Consider the following 18,033-nt stretch of genomic DNA (forward strand, 5'->3'; position numbering starts at 1 on the left):
GTCCACCAGTTCCACCGAGTGTTCCTGGATCAGGCTGAACACCTTCGCGACAGACGCCGCGTCGGGGGAAGGGGGGGCCGCTGGGGCCGGGGTCGGGGCTTTTTTCGCCATCTCTGATTTACCTGCTTTCTGATGGTGCCGCACGGCACGGCAGTGGAACGGTGGGGAAACAAGGGCGCCGCCGCCCTGTCCGGGACGACGGGCCACGCGCCCGGCCGCCGACGACAGGCCCGGCCCCGTGGGGGGCGCCGGCCTTCGGCGGGCGGGAAAGGGAAGGGATAGTGCTGTCGGGCAGGAAGGACGTCAGATCGCCTCCTCCCCCCGTTCGCCGGTGCGAATCCGGATGACGCTTTCCACCGGCAGGATGAAGATCTTGCCGTCGCCGATGCGTCCGGTGCGCGCGGCGGCCATGATGGTCTCGACCGCGCGGTCGACCAGATCGTCCGAACAGACGATCTCCAGCTTCACCTTCGGCAGGAAGTCCACGATGTACTCGGCACCGCGGTAAAGTTCGGTATGGCCCTTTTGCCGGCCGAACCCCTTGGCCTCGGTCACGGTGATGCCCATCAGCCCGATATCGTGAAGGGCGTCCTTCACCTCGTCCAGCTTGAAGGGTTTGATGATGGCCTCGATCTTTTTCATGCCACGCCGTCATATCCTGGTCGGTCCCGGCGCGCGGGACCGCGTTGCGCAAGCCCGGCCGGCCCGCCCGCTCCCGCGACATCGGGGGCCGCCAGGCCTCACCGTTGCACGGGTCGCGCTTTCGGGCAATCGGATCGGATTGCAAAAAGCCGGCATTTTCCGCACATCTGCCGTCCGATAGGGATGAACGGCACCCCTGTGCCAAGAGGACGATCATGAAATCGCTGAATACGATGCTGTCCGGCCTGCCGACGACGATCTTCACGGTGATGTCGGCGCTGGCGGTCCAGTATGACGCCATCAACCTGGGCCAGGGTTTTCCGGACACCGAAGGCCCGGCCGACCTGATCGAGGCCGCGGCCGCCGCCCTGCGCGACGGGCGCAACCAGTACCCGCCGCTGACCGGCGTGCCGGAGCTGCGCGCGGCGGTGGCGCGGTCGAACGCGCGCTTCTACGGGATCGAGGTCGACCCGGCGACCGAAATCGTGGTGACCTCGGGCGCGACCGAAGCCATCACCGCGTCGCTGATGGCGATCGTCGATCCCGGCGACGAAGTCGTGGTGCTGGAACCGCTTTATGACACCTACCTGCCGGTGGTGCGGGCGCTGGGCGCCGTGGCAAGGCCGGTACGCCTGACCCCGCCCGACTGGTCCCTGCCGCGTGCGGCGCTGGAGGCCGCGTTCGGCCCCCGGACCAAGGCCATCCTGCTCAATTCCCCGATGAATCCGACGGGCAAGGTGTTCCGCCCCGACGAACTGGCCTTCATCGCCGACCTGCTGGCGCGCCACGACGCCTATGCGATCTGCGACGAGGTGTACGAACACCTGACCTTCGGCAATGCGCGGCACCTGCCCCTGATGGCCCTGCCGGGCATGCGCGAACGCTGCGTGCGGATCGGCAGCGCGGGCAAGAGCTTTTCGCTGACCGGCTGGAAGGTCGGCTACGTCACGGCGCCGGCCGCCATCGCCGCCTGCGTGGCCAAGGCGCACCAGCTTCTGACCTTCACCACCGCGCCCAACCTGCAGCGGGCCGTCGCCGTGGGGCTGGACAAGGACACCGATTATTTCACCACCCTGGCGGCGGACATGCAGGACCGGCGCGACCAGCTGTCCGAGGGGCTGCGGGCGGCGGGGTTCGACATCCTGCCCTGCGACGGCAGCTATTTCGTCATCGCCGACATTCGCCCCACCGGCTTTGCGGGCGACGATGTCGCGTTCTGCCGCGCCCTGACGGAACGGTGCCGGGTGGCGGCGATTCCGGTTTCGGCCTTCTACGACACGCCGGACGCCCCCCGGCACCTGGTCCGCTTCGCCTTCTGCAAGAAGAAGGAGGTGCTGGCCGAGGCCGTGGCCCGGATCCAGGCCGGCGTGCGCACTCTTTAGGCATTTCGACCGGTGCGGGATCTTTTTTCGCCCGGCGGCGCGTCATGGGCGATTGACGCGCCGGACGAGCTTGTCTACATCACAGCCCGCTGTGGCGGACGTAGCTCAGCTGGTAGAGCGCCAGGTTGTGGTCTTGGATGTCGCGGGTTCGAGCCCCGTCGTTCGCCCCAGCGGATTTCCGGAAAACCGGAAATTCTTCAGATCGGAAAGAGGCGGGACAGCCCCTCTTCCAGTGTCATGGGCGTCAGGCCCAATTCCCGTTGCATCGGTCCGGTGTCGAACGCCTTGTCTTCCAGCAGGCGTCGGATTTCGGCCGCCCCGACCGTGGGCAGGCCGGGGACCGGGCCCGTCGCCAGCGCCGCCAGCCGCATCGCCCACATCGGCACGGGCAGGACGACGCGGGGCCGCAGGCCGGCCCGGCGCGCCACCATCGCCGCGAAATCCCGATAAGGCAGCGCCGTTCCCCCGGCGATCACCAGCGCATGCGGCCCCGTCCACGGGCGTTCCAGCGCCGCCAGAAGGCTGCGCGTCACATCGTCCTGATGGATCGGCTGCACCAGCGACCGGCCGCCCTGCGGCAACGGGATGACCGGCAGGCGGCGCATCAGCGCCGCCAGACGCTGGACATTGTTTTCGCCCTGCGCGCCATAGATCATCGTGGGATGCAGGATCGCGCCGTTCCGGGCGGAGGACAGCAGTGCGGCTTCGCCCGCCAGCACCCCATTGCCGTGGGCGTCGGGCCAGCGGGTGAATTTGCGCGTGCTGCCCAGGCACACCAGCGTGGCGCCCGCCGGCATGGCGGCCAGCAGGGCGGGGACGTGACGGGCGTGGGCGGTGCTGGCCACCCGCGTGGCGCCGGCCAGCGCGTCGGCCAGCACGGTGGTGGGGCCGGTCAGGTCGGCCAGACGCGCCGCGCCGGGCAGGCCCGTCGCCCGCCAGCGCGCGGCGTCGCGCACCACCGGCACTGCCACCGTGCCCCGGTCCAGCAGGGCCCGGCACAGGGCCGCGCCCGACCGCCCCGACGCGCCGACGACATGGACCGGCCCCGGCGCGCCGGGCGGCGTTGCGCTCACGGGCTGGAGATCGTCAGGCCCAGCAGGCCGGCGGTGGACGGGTCGCCCGCCATCGCCAGGGCCACGCTCAGCATCGCCACGTTCAGCGGCTGGGGCGGGCGCAGCAGGATCTGCACCGGATGGCCGGGCGATTGCAGGAAACGGCCCAGCGCCTGCATCGACCCGTCCGGCGAGGCCGCCAGGTCGGTGAACACCTGCTGGCGATAGGCGTCCGGCGCCATCTGCCGCGCGCGGGCCAGGCCGTCCAGCACATGGCCGGCCAGCGACCGGTCCCGCCAGTCGATGGTGGCCGACACGATTCGCGCCGTCTCGGCCAGGGTCATCGGGTCATCGACCGGAATCTGGTCCAGATCGGCCATGATGCTCATGCGGCCCATGGCGGGGGCGTCGATGACCAGCGGATGGAATTGCAGCCGCCCGTTCTGCCGGTCGACGGTGGCGATCGCATGCACGTCGCCGTCGAAACGGTCATACCCGATCATGCGCAGCAGGGACTGGCCCTGCGCCGGCCAGAGGGTGAGGCCGGTAATGGTGCTGTCCAGCTCGTCGCGGGTCGCGGTCGCGTCATGTTCCACTGCCAGATGCTCCACCCGCAGCAACGGCCCGGTCGCATCGATCGCCACCGCCGAGGCGTCGATATGGCGACGGCCGATTTCGTGGATCATGTGCCCCGATTGCAGCACGCTGGCGATCTGCCCGGCGAAATCCGGCCCGTCGACCCGCAGGTGACCGATGGCGATATGCCGCCCCGGCGTCAGGTTGATCTGCGCCGCCAGGGTGTCGAGGTCCAGATGCGACGACCGCCCCAGCCCGAACTGCCGGACCGCGGCCCGGGCGACCGTCAGGTCGGTCTGGGTGGCCGGCACGGCGATGTGCAGCCCTTCGACCCGCCCGGCATCGAGCAGGATGGAATCGAGGCGCGGCGGGGCGGGCTGCTCGGCGGACAGCGGGCCGGCATTGGGCAGCACCAGCCCGTCCAGCACCAGCAGCGCGATCGACGCCGTGGCCCCGGGTTCCATGATCTGCACGCCGTGCAGCGTCACCCGGCCGATCCGCTGGCCGCCCAGGGCGTTGCCCGTCACCCGGCCGATGACCGCATCGGCCGCCGTCACCGTCAGTTGCGGGTTGCGATAGGTGACCGAGGTAAAGAGCGCACCCCGCGCCAGCAGCCGCGGCGTCGCGGTCGCATAGGTCAGGCTGGCATCCGGCCCGATGGCGGCGCGCAGGTCCGCGACCGCGGATTCCAGCCGCTGCCGGGCGAAATGACGCAGCCCCAGCCCCCCCACGATCACGATGATCAGAAGCAGCATCAGGGCGGAGGAAAGTTTTTTCACGTGCGGGTCATCCGTAATGGCCTGTGCGACAGCTACATCATTCCCCGCCCGGCGGGCAACGTCCGGTGACGGCATGCTGTGGTATCGGGATACCGTTGCCGAGTTCCCCGAAAAATCGGCGCAAAAACCCGTTTTGATCTTGACGGGATGGGTGCGGGCGACGATAACGCGCCACCCGTTACCGCTCCTATTATCAGACGGAACACATACAGATGAAGACCACTCTCTCGCTGAAGCCCGCGGAGGTGACACGGGACTGGATCCTGATCGATGCCGAAGGCCTCGTTCTGGGCCGTCTCGCGGCCATCATCGCCCAGCGCCTGCGCGGCAAGCACAAGCCGCAGTTCACCCCGCATGTCGATTGCGGCGACAACATCGTCGTGATCAATGCCGAGAAGATCCGCCTGACCGGCAACAAGGTCGGGCAGAAGCTCTTCCATTACCACACCGGCTATCCGGGTGGAATCAAGGAGCGCACGATCACCCAGCGTCTGGAGGGCAAGAACCCCGGCGAGGTCGTGACCAAGGCGGTGGAACGGATGATCACCCGCGGCCCGCTGCAGCGCGCCCAGATGAAGCATCTGTACGTCTATGCGGGTGACGCGCATCCGCATGCCGGCCAGCAGCCCAAGACGCTGGACGTCGCCGCGCTGAACCGCAAGAACGCCATCAACTCCCAGAAGATCGGGGCCTGAGCATCATGTCTGAAACCCAAGAGCGCACGGGCACGCTGGCCGACCTGAAGGAAGTCGTCGCGTCCGGCCAGATCGCCGTCGGGCAGGAGGCTCCGGTCTACGAGCCCAAGCGCGATGCGCAGGGCCGTTCCTATGCCACCGGTCGCCGCAAGGACGCCGTGGCCCGCGTCTGGATCAAGCCGGGCAAGGGCGACATCACCGTGAACGGCCGTGCGGTCGGGACCTATTTCGCGCGTCCCGTCCTGCGCATGCTGATCACGCAGCCCTTCCTGGTTGCCGATCGCTACAACCAGTTCGACGTCTACTGCACGGTGACGGGCGGTGGTCTGTCCGGCCAGGCCGGCGCGGTCCGCCACGGCATCAGCCGCGCGCTGACGCATTACGAGCCCACGCTGCGCGGCATCCTGAAGGCCGCCGGCTTCCTGACCCGTGACCCGCGCGTTGTCGAGCGCAAGAAGTACGGTCGCGCCAAGGCCCGCCGGTCCTTCCAGTTCAGCAAGCGCTGATCGCATCCCCCGGCCGGGGTGGTGGACATGCTCCACCACCCGGGTTGGAAAACGGGCCGGGGCGATACCCTTCCGCAATGGCGGTGGGGGTATCGTCCCGGCCCGTTTTCTATGCGTGGTGCCAAGCAGGCCGGGCGCTGCCCGAACCAAGCAAGGCCCTCGGCCCTTGCCTTCGCGGGACGGCCTATTCCACGACGACGTGCGGCAGGTCCGCTCTCCGGGAAGGGTCGAGCGAGGCGGCCCGCATGATCTGGCCGCTGTCTACGATGTCGAACACCGTGGCGGGGCGGCCGAGGAAGAACCCCTGCGCATGATCGCACCCTTCCTCGCCCAGCAGCAGCAGTTGGCCCGGTGTCTCGATTCCTTCGGCCAGGATCGGGATCTCCAGACTCTTGCCCAGGGCCAGTACCGCCCGTACGATGGCCTTGACCCGCGGACTGGACTCGAAATCCTGCATGAACGAGCGGTCGAGCTTGATCCGATCGAACGGAAACGACCGCAACGTATCCAGCGACGAATAGCCGGTGCCGAAATCGTCCAGCGCGATGGTGACGCCAAGCGCCTTGATCTGATTTACGATCGCCAGCGCGCGGGCCTTGTCCGTGATGATCGTCGATTCCGTCAGTTCCAGTTCCAGCCGTGCCGGGTCCAGCCCCGTCTGCCGGAGGACCGCCGCGACCAGCCCCGACAGGTCGGGATAGGCGAACTGGACGGGTGAAAGATTGACCGAGACCTTGTACGGCGGCTTCCACGTCGTGGCTTCCTGGCAGGCCGTACGCAGGACCCATTCCCCCAGTCGGCCGATAAAGCCGCTCTCCTCGGCCAGCGGGATGAACTCCGACGGCAGGATCACCCCGCGTTGAGGATGCCGCCAGCGCAGCAGGGCCTCGTACCCCGTGATCTCGCCGGTCAGGACCGACGTCTGGACCTGGTAATGCAGTTCGAACTGGCCTTTTTCCAGGGCGGCCTGCAATTCGGCCGTCAGGACCGTACGGGTCCGGATGGTTTCGTCCATGGCTTCGTCATAGAAGCAGATCTTCTCGGCCGCGCTCTTCTTCGCCCGATACATGGCCAGGTCGGCATTGTTGACCAGGCCTTGCTTGTCGGCGGCATTGTCGGGATAGAATGCGACGCCGATGCTGCCGCCCCCCAGCACGTCGCGGTCTCCCATCCGGATCGGCCGTTTCAGCACTGTCGCGATCCGCGACAGGAAATCGGCCAGGTCGTTCTCCCTCTCGATCCGGTAGATCGCGGCGAATTCGTCCCCGCCGACCCGCGCGATGAATTCGTCCTGGCGCAGGGTGGCGCGCATGCGGTCCGCAAGCAGGCGCAGGGCTTCGTCGCCGGCGGTGTGACCCCAGAGGTCGTTGATGGCCTTGAACCGGTCGAGGTCGAAGACGACCAGCGCGATCCTGGCGCCCTGGGCGTCGGCATGCGCGATCTCGCTGTCCAGGCGCTGGTTGAAGCTTTCCCGGTTGGGTAACTGGGTCAGGCTGTCGTTCAGGGCCATGTGCAGAATCTTGTTGTAGGCTTCCTCTCGGGTGGTCTCGTCGATCTGGTTGCAGGCCAGGATGGTGGCGAAAATGCCGATGGCGCCGATCGCGACCGCGATCGCCATCGCCTGGATGGTGACGGGATAGATGAAGGTTCCCGGAACCGGCGGGGGGGCGATGCGCAGGGCGCTGACGCTGGTGAAATGCAGCCCGACAAGCGCCAGGCAGATCAGGACGCTGGCGATCAGCCGGTCGGCGGCTTCGGCGCGACGCACCGCGAAATGCAGGGCGGCGGCGCTGAGAAGCATCGTCAGGATGACGGAGGCGGCCACCTGGACCAGGTTCCAGCTTACCACGTCATGGGCCAGGTAGGCCCGCATCCCGGTATAATGCATCCCCGCGATCGCCAGCCCCATGCCGACCCCGCCCATCAGCGGCATGCACCATTTCCACCTGATCATGGCGACGGCGAAGCCCAGCCCCGCCCCCAGCATCGCCAGGACCAGCGACAGCATCGTCATGCCGGGGTCGATGCTGACCGGCTCGCCCGGATTGAAGGCGATGATGGCGATGAAATGCGTGCACCACACGGTGGTGCCCGCCGCGATGGCGGTCAGGACCTGCCATCCCGTCTGGCGGGTTCCGATCGCGCCGATGGCGCGGTCGAACAGGCTGATCGACGTCCATGACCCGTTTGCGCAAACCAGGACGGCGACGAATATCAACCACAGATTGTGTACGTGGATCAGATCCGGGGTCATCGGTGCGCGTCGTACCATCGGCGGATGGGCATGTATATTGCCTCAAACGGGGGGTTGGATGCCTGAAATGGCATGGCGGAAGACCAGTCGCGAGAGAAATAGAGCGTCACGCAGGGAACTGTTACGCATTCCCACCACGAAAGTCACGGATCGGATGCCGGGGACAGGGGGGGCGAGGCATCCAATCGGTATGCATGCGGGCCCCCGATACACGCATAAGGACGCATGCCGGATGGTCGCCGGAACTCTGGGGTCGGTCGGGTGCTAGGGGTGCATGTCGCCCATGACAGGGCGCAAAACCGGACCCGGAGCGACCGTGATCGACAAGATGAGTACCCTCTCTCGCCTGACATTCGCTTGTGCCAGCATAATTCTCATGATGCTGTCGTTGGCCTTGATCGCCTACGGATTGCTCGACCTGATCGCCTCCGTCGGCCTGTCGCGAGACCAGGGACGCGACGCGGTTCTACAGGCCGTGAGCTACGTCGTCATCGCCATTGCCGTGTTCGACGTTGCGAAATTCTTTGTGGAAGAAGAAGTCATCCACACCCGAAGCAAGAAAACCCTTTCAGAAGCACGGATGAGCCTGACAAAATTCATAACAACCATAATAATAGCAATATTCATAGAGGGCCTTGTCGGCGTTTTCGAGGCCAGTGGAAAATATCCGGAAAAAATTATTTATCCGGCGATTCTTGTATTTTGTGCGACGTTTATTGTTATTGCCCTGGGAATTTATCAAAAACTAAGCATTTCGACCGAAGTCCAGAGAAAGGAAAAAAATATTCCCGAATGAGCAGGGCCATTCCTGCGGTGGGCCCTGCCCCTGCTCCGGACTCCGATCATGGATCAACTGATCGGTTTCCGAATCACCAAATGTTCCCGCTGCGCGCCGATCGAATGGCTGACCCAGATATACCAGTTCCTATTGAAAAAAAAAGTGCGACATGGAACGTAGCGGGATATTCCTGGCGGGGAGGGGCACCGCGTCCCATGTTATTTCCATTTATCGACGTGCTGCGCGGCTTCGCGGCTATAAGCGTTGTCGTCTATCATGTGATCATGCATTTCAACTGGACCGGATTTCCGACGTCCGGCCCCCTGGTGTGGTTTCGCACGGGCTGGATGGGTGTCGATCTTTTCTTTGTGATTTCAGGGTTTGTGATCAGCCTTTCGGCGTTCGGTACCCTCGATAAGACAGCGGATACAAGAAAATTCCTTGCACATTTCGCACGGCACAGGGCGTTACGCATCGTTCCGCTGCATTATGCGACATGCTTGGTCTTTGTGGTTTACATATACCCATTCATGTTTTTCAGTTTGGACGGGTGGAAACAATTCGCTACGCACATTTTATTCATTCATAATTTCTTTTTAATGCATCAGGGTGGAATAAATGGCGTCAATTGGTCTCTGGGTGACGAGGTGCAGTTCTATATTCTGATAATGCTGACGGCCTTCTGGCTGCGCCAATGCCCGCCTTGGGTCATCGGGGTGGGCGCCGTTGCGATTGCCTGGACATGGCGGTTCTTCATCTATCGTATGACAGATATCTCCGGCCCCCTCGGGGTATTTCCCCGTTTCGCCTATGCGACTGAATTGCCGGGAATGCTGGATGAATTTGCGTGTGGGATCCTGCTGGCGCGATTTGTGCGTACAAAGACAGGGGCCAGCTTTATCGCAAGCAACCCTATGCGGCTATGGGCTTTTCCTGCCGCAACCCTGATGATGGGTACGATATCGTTTCTAATATACTGGCATAACGCAGCATATTGGGATTCGGCATGGATGGTGGTGGGCTACAAGACGCTTTTTTGCATCACATGCGGTCTTCTTGTCATGTCGGCGTGTTCTTTTAATCAGAAATCCCTGATACTGATTTCGGCGCCGCTTAGATATCTGGGCACGATATCCTACGGGATATATTTGTGGCATCTCTCCATTATCGAGGCATTCAAGAAACTGGGCTGGCTTTCCGGTCCCCAGGCGTTGCCGGCGATACTTATCTTGACCATCGTATTTGCCTCCGCGTCATGGCATTTTTTTGAAAGGCCGATAACTCAGAGATTTGCGCGCCGGCTGTCCGCCGACGCAGCCAGGACGCCCGGCCTATAGGATCGCAGTCCATCAAGCGGAGTAGCAGGAAGACGGGCCGGATATCAGAGCATTTCCCGTTCCTTCATGAATTGTTCGAAAGAGTTCATGCCGCTGGAGAAGGGGTTGGGAAATTGTCGCCGTAGATTTCTATCCTGCCGGTACGCGAGCCTGTGCCGGCTGGGGATCAGGTTGCCGCTTTCGTAATGGGCGAAGGCCCACCAGCGTTCGGGCAGTCCCTTCGGCGCCTTGCGGGCCAACTGGGCCCGGTACCAGTACATCAGTTCGAAGACTTCGATACGGTTGCCGCAATAGCGCTCCAGCATGATTTCACCGGCCCATGTCACCTTGGTGAAGTGAAAGAAGCGCAGGATGCTTTCCGCCGCACGAATTATACCGTCGGAATCGATTGTAATCGGACGCTGACTAAGGTTCCAACTGGCGACGTTATAGCCTGGGTCGCGCAGGATCAGTACATTTTCAAAAAATGCCGGCACGTGATCGCACCATTTTTGATCGGTAAACAATCCGTTGGGAACGTCGTCGAAGCAGAAGGACAGCAGCCGGTCACGCCACCATCTGGCGAAACGTCGACCTTCCGGGCGCCCCGACACCGCGACGAAGCCCAGATTATAAATACCGAATTTCAGCGAGCCAATTTCGTTATCCCGGATGGTGGTCTCGTTGGTATCCGGCTGTAGCTGATGCGGGGTCAGGATGACGTCATGGGTATCCAGCGCCCGCTCGATATCCGTCAGATCCGCGAAAATCGCGATGTCCGGATCGATATAGACGACCTTCGCGGCACCCTGCTCCAGAAGACGACACAGCATTTTTCCCTTTACGGCGGTGCAGAGCTCCACGATATCGTGCTCGAACATCCATGAATCGAGATTGGGAATCCCGAGTTCCTCGATGCGGACGAGGGCGTCTATCGGTTCCTCGTCCAGATTGAAGACGAACCCTTCGGGTTCGATGTCCGACAGGCAGAAGGTGAACTCCCAGTCCGGATGATGGCGATGCAGCGTCTCGCCCAGGACGCGGACTCGATCGAGATAGGAAAACGAAGCGCTTGTGAAGCAGCGTACCTTAGTCATCTTGCACCTCAAGCCGGATTTCCGAACGGTTGGTCATGTCGTCCGCCAACTGATCGCGGCACCAGGCGATGCTACCCTCCTGCGCCAGGAGACAGCCGCGTCGGCGGTTGGAGAGTTTTAGAACATCCGAGAGCTTTCCTGTGCTCAGAAGCGTCGTGAGTTCGTTTTCGCTGTCCAGCAGAAGCCCTTGTTCGGAGGCAGTCCCGCGCAGGAGGGCAGGAACATTGCCTTCTCCGTCAGGCGCCAGCAGGAACGCGCCGCCAGCCAGCGCCTCGTAGGCCGCGTAGCAGAAGGTTTCGGGCCAAAGCGACCAGTTGATGACCACGTCGATGCTTCGGGCAACGACGGCCCTGATCATGGCATCGCCTCCGTCCCGGGCGATATTGACGGGTGTATGGACGATGTGCCCCGCCGCAGGAACAGAATGGGCGAGTCCGAGATGATGGAATTCGTATCGCGGATCATTCTTGAAACGCAGGGCCAGCGTCTGGAATACCGACCATCCTTTCGGATAGGCGCGCTGGCCGAGAAAGGCGATCCGGATGGGACGCCCGGTGCCGCCCGTTTCGAAGGGAATGCGCGAGTCGCTGAGCAGCAATCGACCAAGAGGACGCGCCAGGGCAGCACTATGAGGAAAGGAACTGTGCTTCAGCCAGATTGCCAGCGCGGCTTCGGATGGCGCCATGACGCAGGGCGTGAAGCGGGAGAAGAAGGCGCCGATACGGGCCAGGAAAGCGGGGCGATCCTCGCCATGGCTACATATTCCGCAGGCCGTCGAGTCGGGGGCGGGCGCGCGGCAATAGACGGCGTCGTTGCGCAGAAGTTGGATACCGCTGCACAGCGTGAAGAAATCATGTGTCCAGACAATGATCCGGTCGTAACCGATCGCCTCGACGATATCGGCGATATCTTCCGGCGCATGGCCCATGAAATGATGGACAACCGCATGGACCGGCTGGTCCTTTGGCCGGGCACGTACAAATGCCTCAATCAGGCTCTTCGGCGTGACGTTGCCCAGCTTTTCGCCATTCAGGCGAACGGAGAGGGCGACCGGCAACCCCGGGACATGATTGGCCAAACCCAGTCGGGGGCAGGAAGGCGACAGATGCAGATAATTCCATGAAAGATCAGCGCAGGCGGTCTGCTCGACCGAAATCAGCTTCTGTACGCCGCCGACATGTTCGCGGTAGTCGTCATGGCTGACTGACAGGATGACCGGCCCGTCGAGAAATCCGGCTTTCAGCCGATCCGACAGACGCTCCGCGGACAGGACGCCCTCGGCCGGTATGGCTGGCCCCTGGCCCATGTCCAATTTCGCCCGGAAGGCATTCTGGACGCATGCGCGCATCTCGCGCAGAGGGGGAATGACCTTTCTCCCCTCGTGCCGGCCGGCGAAGACGTAGTGATGAAGGGGGTTGATCCCCGCTTCGGCGATGTCGGGATTCCGTTGCAGATAGAATTGCGTGTCGAAGGCGATACTGGGGTTGCGCCCTTCCCGCCAGCCAGCCGTGCAATAATGTTCCAACGGGTCGATGCCTGATTCCGCGACATCGGGATAGGAACGGAGGTAGAATATTCTGTCAAAATAATGTTCCAAGGATACGATATCGTCTTTCATGGTCCGATTCCAGCTTGGCGCGTCACTCAGGCCTTGAAGTATTTATTGCGGATTCCCGCCGCGATGCGGCGCCCCGATCGCGCCACCTTGTGGATCAGCGGATGTCTTTCGACGACCCGCCGCATTGGTGAGGTCACACGCCAGATCGTGCTGATCTCGATATCCCGGATCCGTTTCTGCAATTGCTGATCCGCATTCTGCAGAAAAATGACGCGATCGGAATAGTGTTCGACCAGAGATTGCATCTGAACGAGTTGCGCTTCCTTGTTGCGAAGTTCGTCGCTCGCAGTGCTTTCAAGATGTTGTCCGGCTTCGGCGATCTGGTCGAATATATTCGCGGTCGTGACGGCGAGTTGCCTTTCAAGGCGCTGGATTTGCGCCTGCGCCGCGGCGAGTGCAGGTCCATAATGTGCAAGTTCGTCGATGAGCTTCTGATTGCGCGCCCGCGCCGCCACGTTGGCGGCCTGTTCCAGGGCGAGCCCGGCCGCCAGTTCCTGGGCGCGCGCCTCGGCCGTGGCTGTCGCGTTCTTCTCGAAAGCGAGGCCGGCTGCCAGTTCCTGAGCGTGCGCCTGGGTCTCGATCATGGCAGCCTGTTCGCGGTCGAGGCGGCCGGTCAGATCCTGGCAGCGTGCCGACAGATCGTCCAGTGCGTGCTGCTGCGCCACGTTCTGGTCATGAGCCTCGCGCAGCGCGTGGCGTGCCGAGTCTTCCAGGGCGGTAATCCTGTTTCCGATCAGTTCGCCGTTACGCCAGCCCGGCCGAAGGAAGGTTTCGAACTGCTCTGCGCGCATATAATGACCGGCCAGGGCCGCGACGGCCGTGACATCCTTGCCTTCCCATTCCGCCATGCCCCAGCGCGGCGTGGCCCAGAGCGCTTCGCGCAGTTCCGCCACGCTGCGGATCGACCGCAGGACGCAATTATGCGCACGCAGCTCTTCGCCCAGAACAGGTTGGCGGCGGGGGGCGGCCAACAGACCGGCCTCGTAGGCGAAGGGAAAGACCGGCGAAGTCGCCTGACGGAAATTGTCCGGATTGTGGCTGGGAAAGGCGAAATAGAAAATCTCCATGTCCCACGACAGCAATCGTTCGCAAAGTGCCAGAGACTGCGCGTCCTCGTTGCATTCCAGCCAGAGCGTCACCTGTCCCTGCGAGAGGAGACGGGCGTGGCTGTCGAGGATGCTGAGTTCCATCCCCTCTGCGTCGATCTTGATCAGGTCGAACGGCCCCTCTTCCTGCCAGAGATCGGACAGTTCCTTGACCGGGGGGGCGGTGGGTTGCGCGGTCTGCGCAGAAACGTCGGGGGTAAAGGACGTGGCCCCTATGTTACCCGGCTCACCATGGGCCGGGGCTACTTCTATACCGGCCGTGCCCATCAAATGCTCTCTGATTGCATAGGGGGCAAGTGCGTTGTGCGTGACGTTATGTGTAAGGAAGGGGATCACGGCTGGATTGGCGTCTACGAAACAGACGTAAGAAACCTTGCGCAGCATCGAGACACCAAGGCCGAATGTACCAAAGCATGCGCCGATATCGAGGATCCGCGCATCATCCGGCAATACCGAGGCGATGAACGAGACTTCGTCCCATGCCCATTCCCCGTAATGTGCCAGAAAACGACCGATAAGATCCTCTTCCGCCGCAGGGATTCTGAGGGACCCGTACCGTGTGTCGATGTCTTTCAATCTTTGTGCTTTCCGTTGTGCCAAAGAGACTTCTCGGTCTTCAATTGGAAGACCATTCGCGACCGATTCACGATCGATAATTTTCGGCAGAATACCATCGACGGAAGAAAGGCCAACAGGGAATGAATGTTTTTCCAGCAAAGCCACCCGGATTTGTTCGACCCATGCCTTGTTCAAGGCAGTAGCCTGTCTGGACAGAGGCAGGCTTCTGCATCCGTTCCGTCGTGCCATTATGCCGGTCGAATGCTCAAGCATCCGTCGGATCGATACCGGGGCGGCCAGCATGTCCTCATAGACCATGCGATAAGGAGTTATGCCCAGCATATTGAATAATAAATCAGAGTCCGCGTTGATCTTGGCCACGTAATGCATGAAGTCGATGGCCTGAGCGATATCGAGCTCCGGTGCGACGGCCGAGTCCGGATGCAGCGAGGTCCATCGGCCCGTCTGACGCGCGATCATCATCGACACGGATTGTTCCAGCAGATCGCGGCGGACGGATTGTACGAAAATCCTGTCAGGAAAGGCCGTCGCAATGCCGACCCGGAACAGCCACGCCAACTGGTCGAGGCTGGCCTTGACCATGAATGTCCCGAGCGAAGAGCGATAGCGTTTTTCGATAGCCGACACGTAGTCGGATAGGGAACCGATATTTTCGGCATCGCAGAATTCGATTACGGCGTCCGAATTGAAATATTCGTAATTGAGGTGCGCGTTGGGTTCGCCGCAATAGCCAAGTGCGGAAGCTTCGGCACAAAAGAACGTGGACCCACAACGATTTGTAAAATAGACAAAGAAAATTTTTTGGGACGAAAGTATTTTTGAAATCCGTTCAAATTTACCCGTTTTGTTTTTAAAATATTCCTCTATTCGTTCTCCGTGATATGAATATGCAATGCTGGTATTGTCCATCATTGAATTTCAACCTTTTAGGCGTTCTTTGCGCGCGTCCCGGATCGTCGACATTTCTATGTCCTCTATATCCGCAGCCATGGATGCCGCATGATCATCTGCATGCGTATCTGCTCTTCGGATGCGGTGCTTTCGGTGCGCATCATCGACGTCCCATGTACGCGGTAGCGGCAGAGCATTTCGGGCACATAGGCTCCTGTCATGCCAGCCTCGATGAATTTGCACCAGAAATCATAATCCTCCCATCCACCCTGGAGATGGGTGTATCCGCCGACTTCGGCCCACGATGCGCGCGAGACCAGGGCCATGGCGTCGACATGGTTGCCGTGGCGGAAAATATCCTTGTCCCAGACGTCGGCATAGCCCGGTCGCCGGGCCTCGCCGAACAGTTCCAACTGCGTGTAGGCGGCATCATAGTCGCGATGGGCTACGAATTCGTACAGGCGCGCCAGGGCGCGCGGATAGATCTGGTTGTCGGCATCCATCACGAAGACCGGATCGGTCCGCGCATGGAGGATGGCGGTGTTGCGGGTTTCCGCCAGCCCCTGGTTCCGGCGGTGGCGCAGCAGGGTCGTCCTGGCGAAGCGGTGATGATGCGTCTTCATCCAGTCCGTGGCGACCGCGACCGAGGCATCCGTCGTGGAATGGTCGTCAACCACGACCAGATCGATGGCCTGGTGGGTCTGCGCCGCGATCGATGACAGGCATTCCGCGATAAAGGCCGCGTAATTGTAAAGGCTTACGGCGACGGTGATCGTGTCGCGCGGCGGGGTGGGGGTCGCGCCCGCCTCGAACAGGATGTCGCAGGCGATGTTGCGGGGGGTCGTTCTTTCGAACATCAGCACGCCCCTTGCAGATGGGACAGCATGAAATTCACCGCCATGCCGGCGGCGGCGCGGCGCGGGGCCGGGCTGCATGCCGCGTCCCGGGCGTTGTGCGCCACCTCGGCCGCCTGCCGTTGCCCTTCCGGATCGCGCAGGAGCCAATCCACCAGATTCGGGATATGTCTGGCGTTTTCCTGGAAATAATGGACACCCGGCCGGAACCGGGGATGCGGCAGGCAGGGGTCGGTCACGACGGCGGTGCCCATGGCCATGCCCTGGCAGACCATGCGATGCCATTCGAAATAGCAGAATTCGTCGCGATGGATGTTCAGGCTGATTTTCGACCGCTGCGTGATGTAGCGGGACAGGCGGGTCAGGGACCGTTCCTCGAACCGTGTGCCGATGGGTCCCAAGGCCTGCCTGCGATAATGGATGCAGGTCCGGTACGGCGAAAAGGGCGCGGCCAGATAGGACAGGATGTCGTCCCGCCGGGGGCTGGTCGTTCCGAAGAAGCATAGATCGATCGGCCGGTCCTGCCATCGGGCGTCGTCCCGCCCGTCGCGCGCGTCCGGAGGCAACGTCCTGAACAGCGGATGCATGCGGTCGAATTCGTCCGGGAGGGCGGGCCGGGCGTCCATGCCCGGTTCCCAATGCATGGCCGCAATGCCCGCCTGCGCGAACAGGCAGGCGGGTTGATAGGCGATGTCGAAAACGCCTCGGGCCAGCAGGAGCATGGGCAGGGCGCTGGTGAACCAGGGGCTGGGAATCTGTTCGGTATTGTACATGAAGGCATTGCGGATATTCCGGTCCCGCAGCCATGTCCGGCCCTGCCCCATCGAGAAGAATTCGTGGGGCGCGACATAGATCGCGATGCCATCCGTGTCCTCGCGATCGGATGTTTCGTCGCGAATGCGCGTCGGAATGCCCAGTTCGCCGATATTCATCGCGAGATCGCGGGCGATCTCGGTCATGAAGACGTTGCCCAGGGAACTGGCGTAAATCGTGATGCCGTGCGCCGCCAGCCGGTTCCGGTCGTCGTCGGCGATCTGCGGAGGATACGCCCTGTCCGGTGGCGTGGTCGAGACAAGGGCGCGGGCGATCCTGTCCTTCCGGAAGAGTTGCCGCCCCTCGCCCACGCCATGCAGCAGCGCATGCTCCGCGGCATTGTCGACGATGTCCCTGTGCAGGCCGTAATAATCGTCGTCCGAGAAATAGGCGAGTTTCCCCAGGCTGGAGACGGCGCGCGCCAGAAGATCGCTCGGGATGTGGGGGAAGGCGGGACTGGTCAGCATCCGGTGCGCGGGATCGGGTCGGCCTGTCGTCACGACCGGCCTTCCCCGCGGACGGCATGCCGCGCCGCAGGGCGCAGGAGGCGGGCGAGACGGCGGAGCGGCCCCGTCACGCGCCAGGAGGTCGAGGAGCGGAGGTCGACGATCTTCTGTTCCAGGACGAAGATCCTGCATTCCAATGCGGAGATCTGCTCGGTGCGACCGGTCAGATCCTGTTCCAGTGCCGATATCCGGTCTTTCCGGTCAGCCAGCTCCAACTCCAATCGGTGTGTTTCGGCATGGGCTCTGGCAAGCGCGTCGTGCAGGCTCTCCTTCTCAGTGGTGAGGCGCTGATCCAGCGACGCCCTGCGTTCCAGTTCCTCCGAGAAAGCCTGGCGTTGCAGTTCCATCTGCCGTTTGAGTTGGATACGCCGTTGCGTTTCGTTCTCCAGTGCCTGTTCCATATGGGCCGGATCGGCAGGTTGCGGCACGGGGGAAGTGGAGAGCATCGACATTTCTCTTCGCGGACGATGGTCGGTAAGGCCGCTCTAGGGCGTGGGGGTGTCGGCCACGAGGGCCGAGACGGTGCGGGCGAGGCTGTCGCGCCAATAGGGCAGGCGAATGCCGAAGGTCCGGTAGAGCCGGTCGCAGT

15 protein-coding genes and 1 tRNA gene are annotated in these 18,033 nt (G+C 62.5%); 6 read left to right on the forward strand and 10 right to left on the reverse strand.

What is annotated here, in order from left to right:
- Positions 1-303 precede the first annotated feature (303 nt).
- Positions 304-642, reverse strand: coding sequence for a P-II family nitrogen regulator (locus tag HLH34_RS18380; RefSeq protein ID WP_183121018.1), 339 nt, complete (start codon positions 640-642; stop codon positions 304-306).
- 215 nt (positions 643-857) lie between these two features.
- Between HLH34_RS18380 and HLH34_RS18385 the strand changes: the two genes are divergently transcribed.
- Both HLH34_RS18385 and HLH34_RS18390 read left to right on the forward strand, forming a co-directional pair.
- On the forward strand, positions 858-2,024 hold the full coding sequence (locus HLH34_RS18385) for an aminotransferase (RefSeq protein ID WP_183121019.1): 1,167 nt from the start codon (positions 858-860) through the stop codon (positions 2,022-2,024).
- 94 nt (positions 2,025-2,118) lie between these two features.
- Positions 2,119-2,194, forward strand: a tRNA-His gene (locus HLH34_RS18390).
- A 27-nt stretch (positions 2,195-2,221) separates the two neighbouring features.
- On the opposite strand, the gene HLH34_RS18395 is transcribed toward HLH34_RS18390, so the two are convergent.
- Positions 2,222-3,097: an NADH-ubiquinone oxidoreductase gene (locus tag HLH34_RS18395; protein ID WP_183121020.1), complete on the reverse strand. Its 876-nt coding sequence runs from the start codon at positions 3,095-3,097 to the stop codon at positions 2,222-2,224.
- Positions 3,094-4,431 carry a hypothetical protein gene (locus HLH34_RS18400; protein WP_183121021.1) on the reverse strand — a complete coding sequence of 446 codons (1,338 nt, stop codon included), beginning with the start codon at positions 4,429-4,431 and terminating at the stop codon, positions 3,094-3,096. The genes HLH34_RS18395 and HLH34_RS18400 overlap by 4 nt, the downstream gene beginning before the upstream one ends.
- A gap of 212 nt (positions 4,432-4,643) precedes the next feature.
- Here HLH34_RS18400 and rplM point away from each other — a divergent pair, with 212 nt between their 5' ends.
- The gene (rplM, locus tag HLH34_RS18405) at positions 4,644-5,126 is read left to right on the forward strand and encodes a 50S ribosomal protein L13 (RefSeq protein ID WP_183121022.1); all 483 of its coding nucleotides are present in this window, start codon (positions 4,644-4,646) and stop codon (positions 5,124-5,126) included.
- A gap of 5 nt (positions 5,127-5,131) precedes the next feature.
- Entirely contained in the window at positions 5,132-5,632 is a 501-nt protein-coding gene (rpsI, locus tag HLH34_RS18410; protein WP_183121023.1) for a 30S ribosomal protein S9, read from the forward strand.
- Positions 5,633-5,816: 184 nt separating this feature from the next.
- On the opposite strand, the gene HLH34_RS18415 is transcribed toward rpsI, so the two are convergent.
- Entirely contained in the window at positions 5,817-7,886 is a 2,070-nt protein-coding gene (locus HLH34_RS18415; protein ID WP_183121024.1) for a putative bifunctional diguanylate cyclase/phosphodiesterase, read from the reverse strand.
- A gap of 283 nt (positions 7,887-8,169) precedes the next feature.
- Here HLH34_RS18415 and HLH34_RS18420 point away from each other — a divergent pair, with 283 nt between their 5' ends.
- Together HLH34_RS18420 and HLH34_RS18425 are read left to right on the forward strand one after the other, a co-directional pair.
- Entirely contained in the window at positions 8,170-8,682 is a 513-nt protein-coding gene (locus HLH34_RS18420; protein WP_244960044.1) for a hypothetical protein, read from the forward strand.
- A complete protein-coding gene (locus HLH34_RS18425) occupies positions 8,679-10,001 on the forward strand; it encodes an acyltransferase family protein (RefSeq protein ID WP_220792264.1) in 1,323 nt (440 codons plus the stop codon). The genes HLH34_RS18420 and HLH34_RS18425 overlap by 4 nt, the downstream gene beginning before the upstream one ends.
- A gap of 44 nt (positions 10,002-10,045) precedes the next feature.
- Here HLH34_RS18425 and HLH34_RS18430 read toward each other — a convergent pair whose 3' ends face one another.
- The 6 genes from HLH34_RS18430 to HLH34_RS18455 all read right to left on the reverse strand — a co-directional run bounded on the left by HLH34_RS18430 (position 10,046) and on the right by HLH34_RS18455 (position 17,890).
- A complete protein-coding gene (locus HLH34_RS18430) occupies positions 10,046-11,077 on the reverse strand; it encodes a hypothetical protein (RefSeq protein ID WP_183121026.1) in 1,032 nt (343 codons plus the stop codon).
- Entirely contained in the window at positions 11,070-12,695 is a 1,626-nt protein-coding gene (locus HLH34_RS18435; RefSeq protein ID WP_183121027.1) for a glycosyltransferase family protein, read from the reverse strand. The genes HLH34_RS18430 and HLH34_RS18435 overlap by 8 nt, the downstream gene beginning before the upstream one ends.
- A gap of 26 nt (positions 12,696-12,721) precedes the next feature.
- The gene (locus HLH34_RS18440; RefSeq protein ID WP_183121028.1) at positions 12,722-15,292 is read right to left on the reverse strand and encodes an FkbM family methyltransferase; all 2,571 of its coding nucleotides are present in this window, start codon (positions 15,290-15,292) and stop codon (positions 12,722-12,724) included.
- A gap of 62 nt (positions 15,293-15,354) precedes the next feature.
- A complete protein-coding gene (locus HLH34_RS18445) occupies positions 15,355-16,128 on the reverse strand; it encodes a glycosyltransferase family 2 protein (RefSeq protein ID WP_183121029.1) in 774 nt (257 codons plus the stop codon).
- Complete coding sequence (locus HLH34_RS18450) at positions 16,128-17,438, reverse strand: CgeB family protein (protein ID WP_183121030.1); 1,311 nt, start codon at positions 17,436-17,438, stop codon at positions 16,128-16,130. Before HLH34_RS18450 ends, HLH34_RS18445 begins: the two co-directional genes overlap by 1 nt.
- Positions 17,435-17,890, reverse strand: a complete 456-nt coding sequence (locus HLH34_RS18455) for a hypothetical protein (RefSeq protein ID WP_183121031.1) — start codon at positions 17,888-17,890, stop codon at positions 17,435-17,437. The genes HLH34_RS18450 and HLH34_RS18455 overlap by 4 nt, the downstream gene beginning before the upstream one ends.
- Between the last annotated feature and the right edge of the window lie 143 nt (positions 17,891-18,033).

The organism is Gluconacetobacter azotocaptans (assembly GCF_014174355.1).
Taxonomy (GTDB): Bacteria; Pseudomonadota; Alphaproteobacteria; order Acetobacterales; family Acetobacteraceae; genus Gluconacetobacter; species Gluconacetobacter azotocaptans.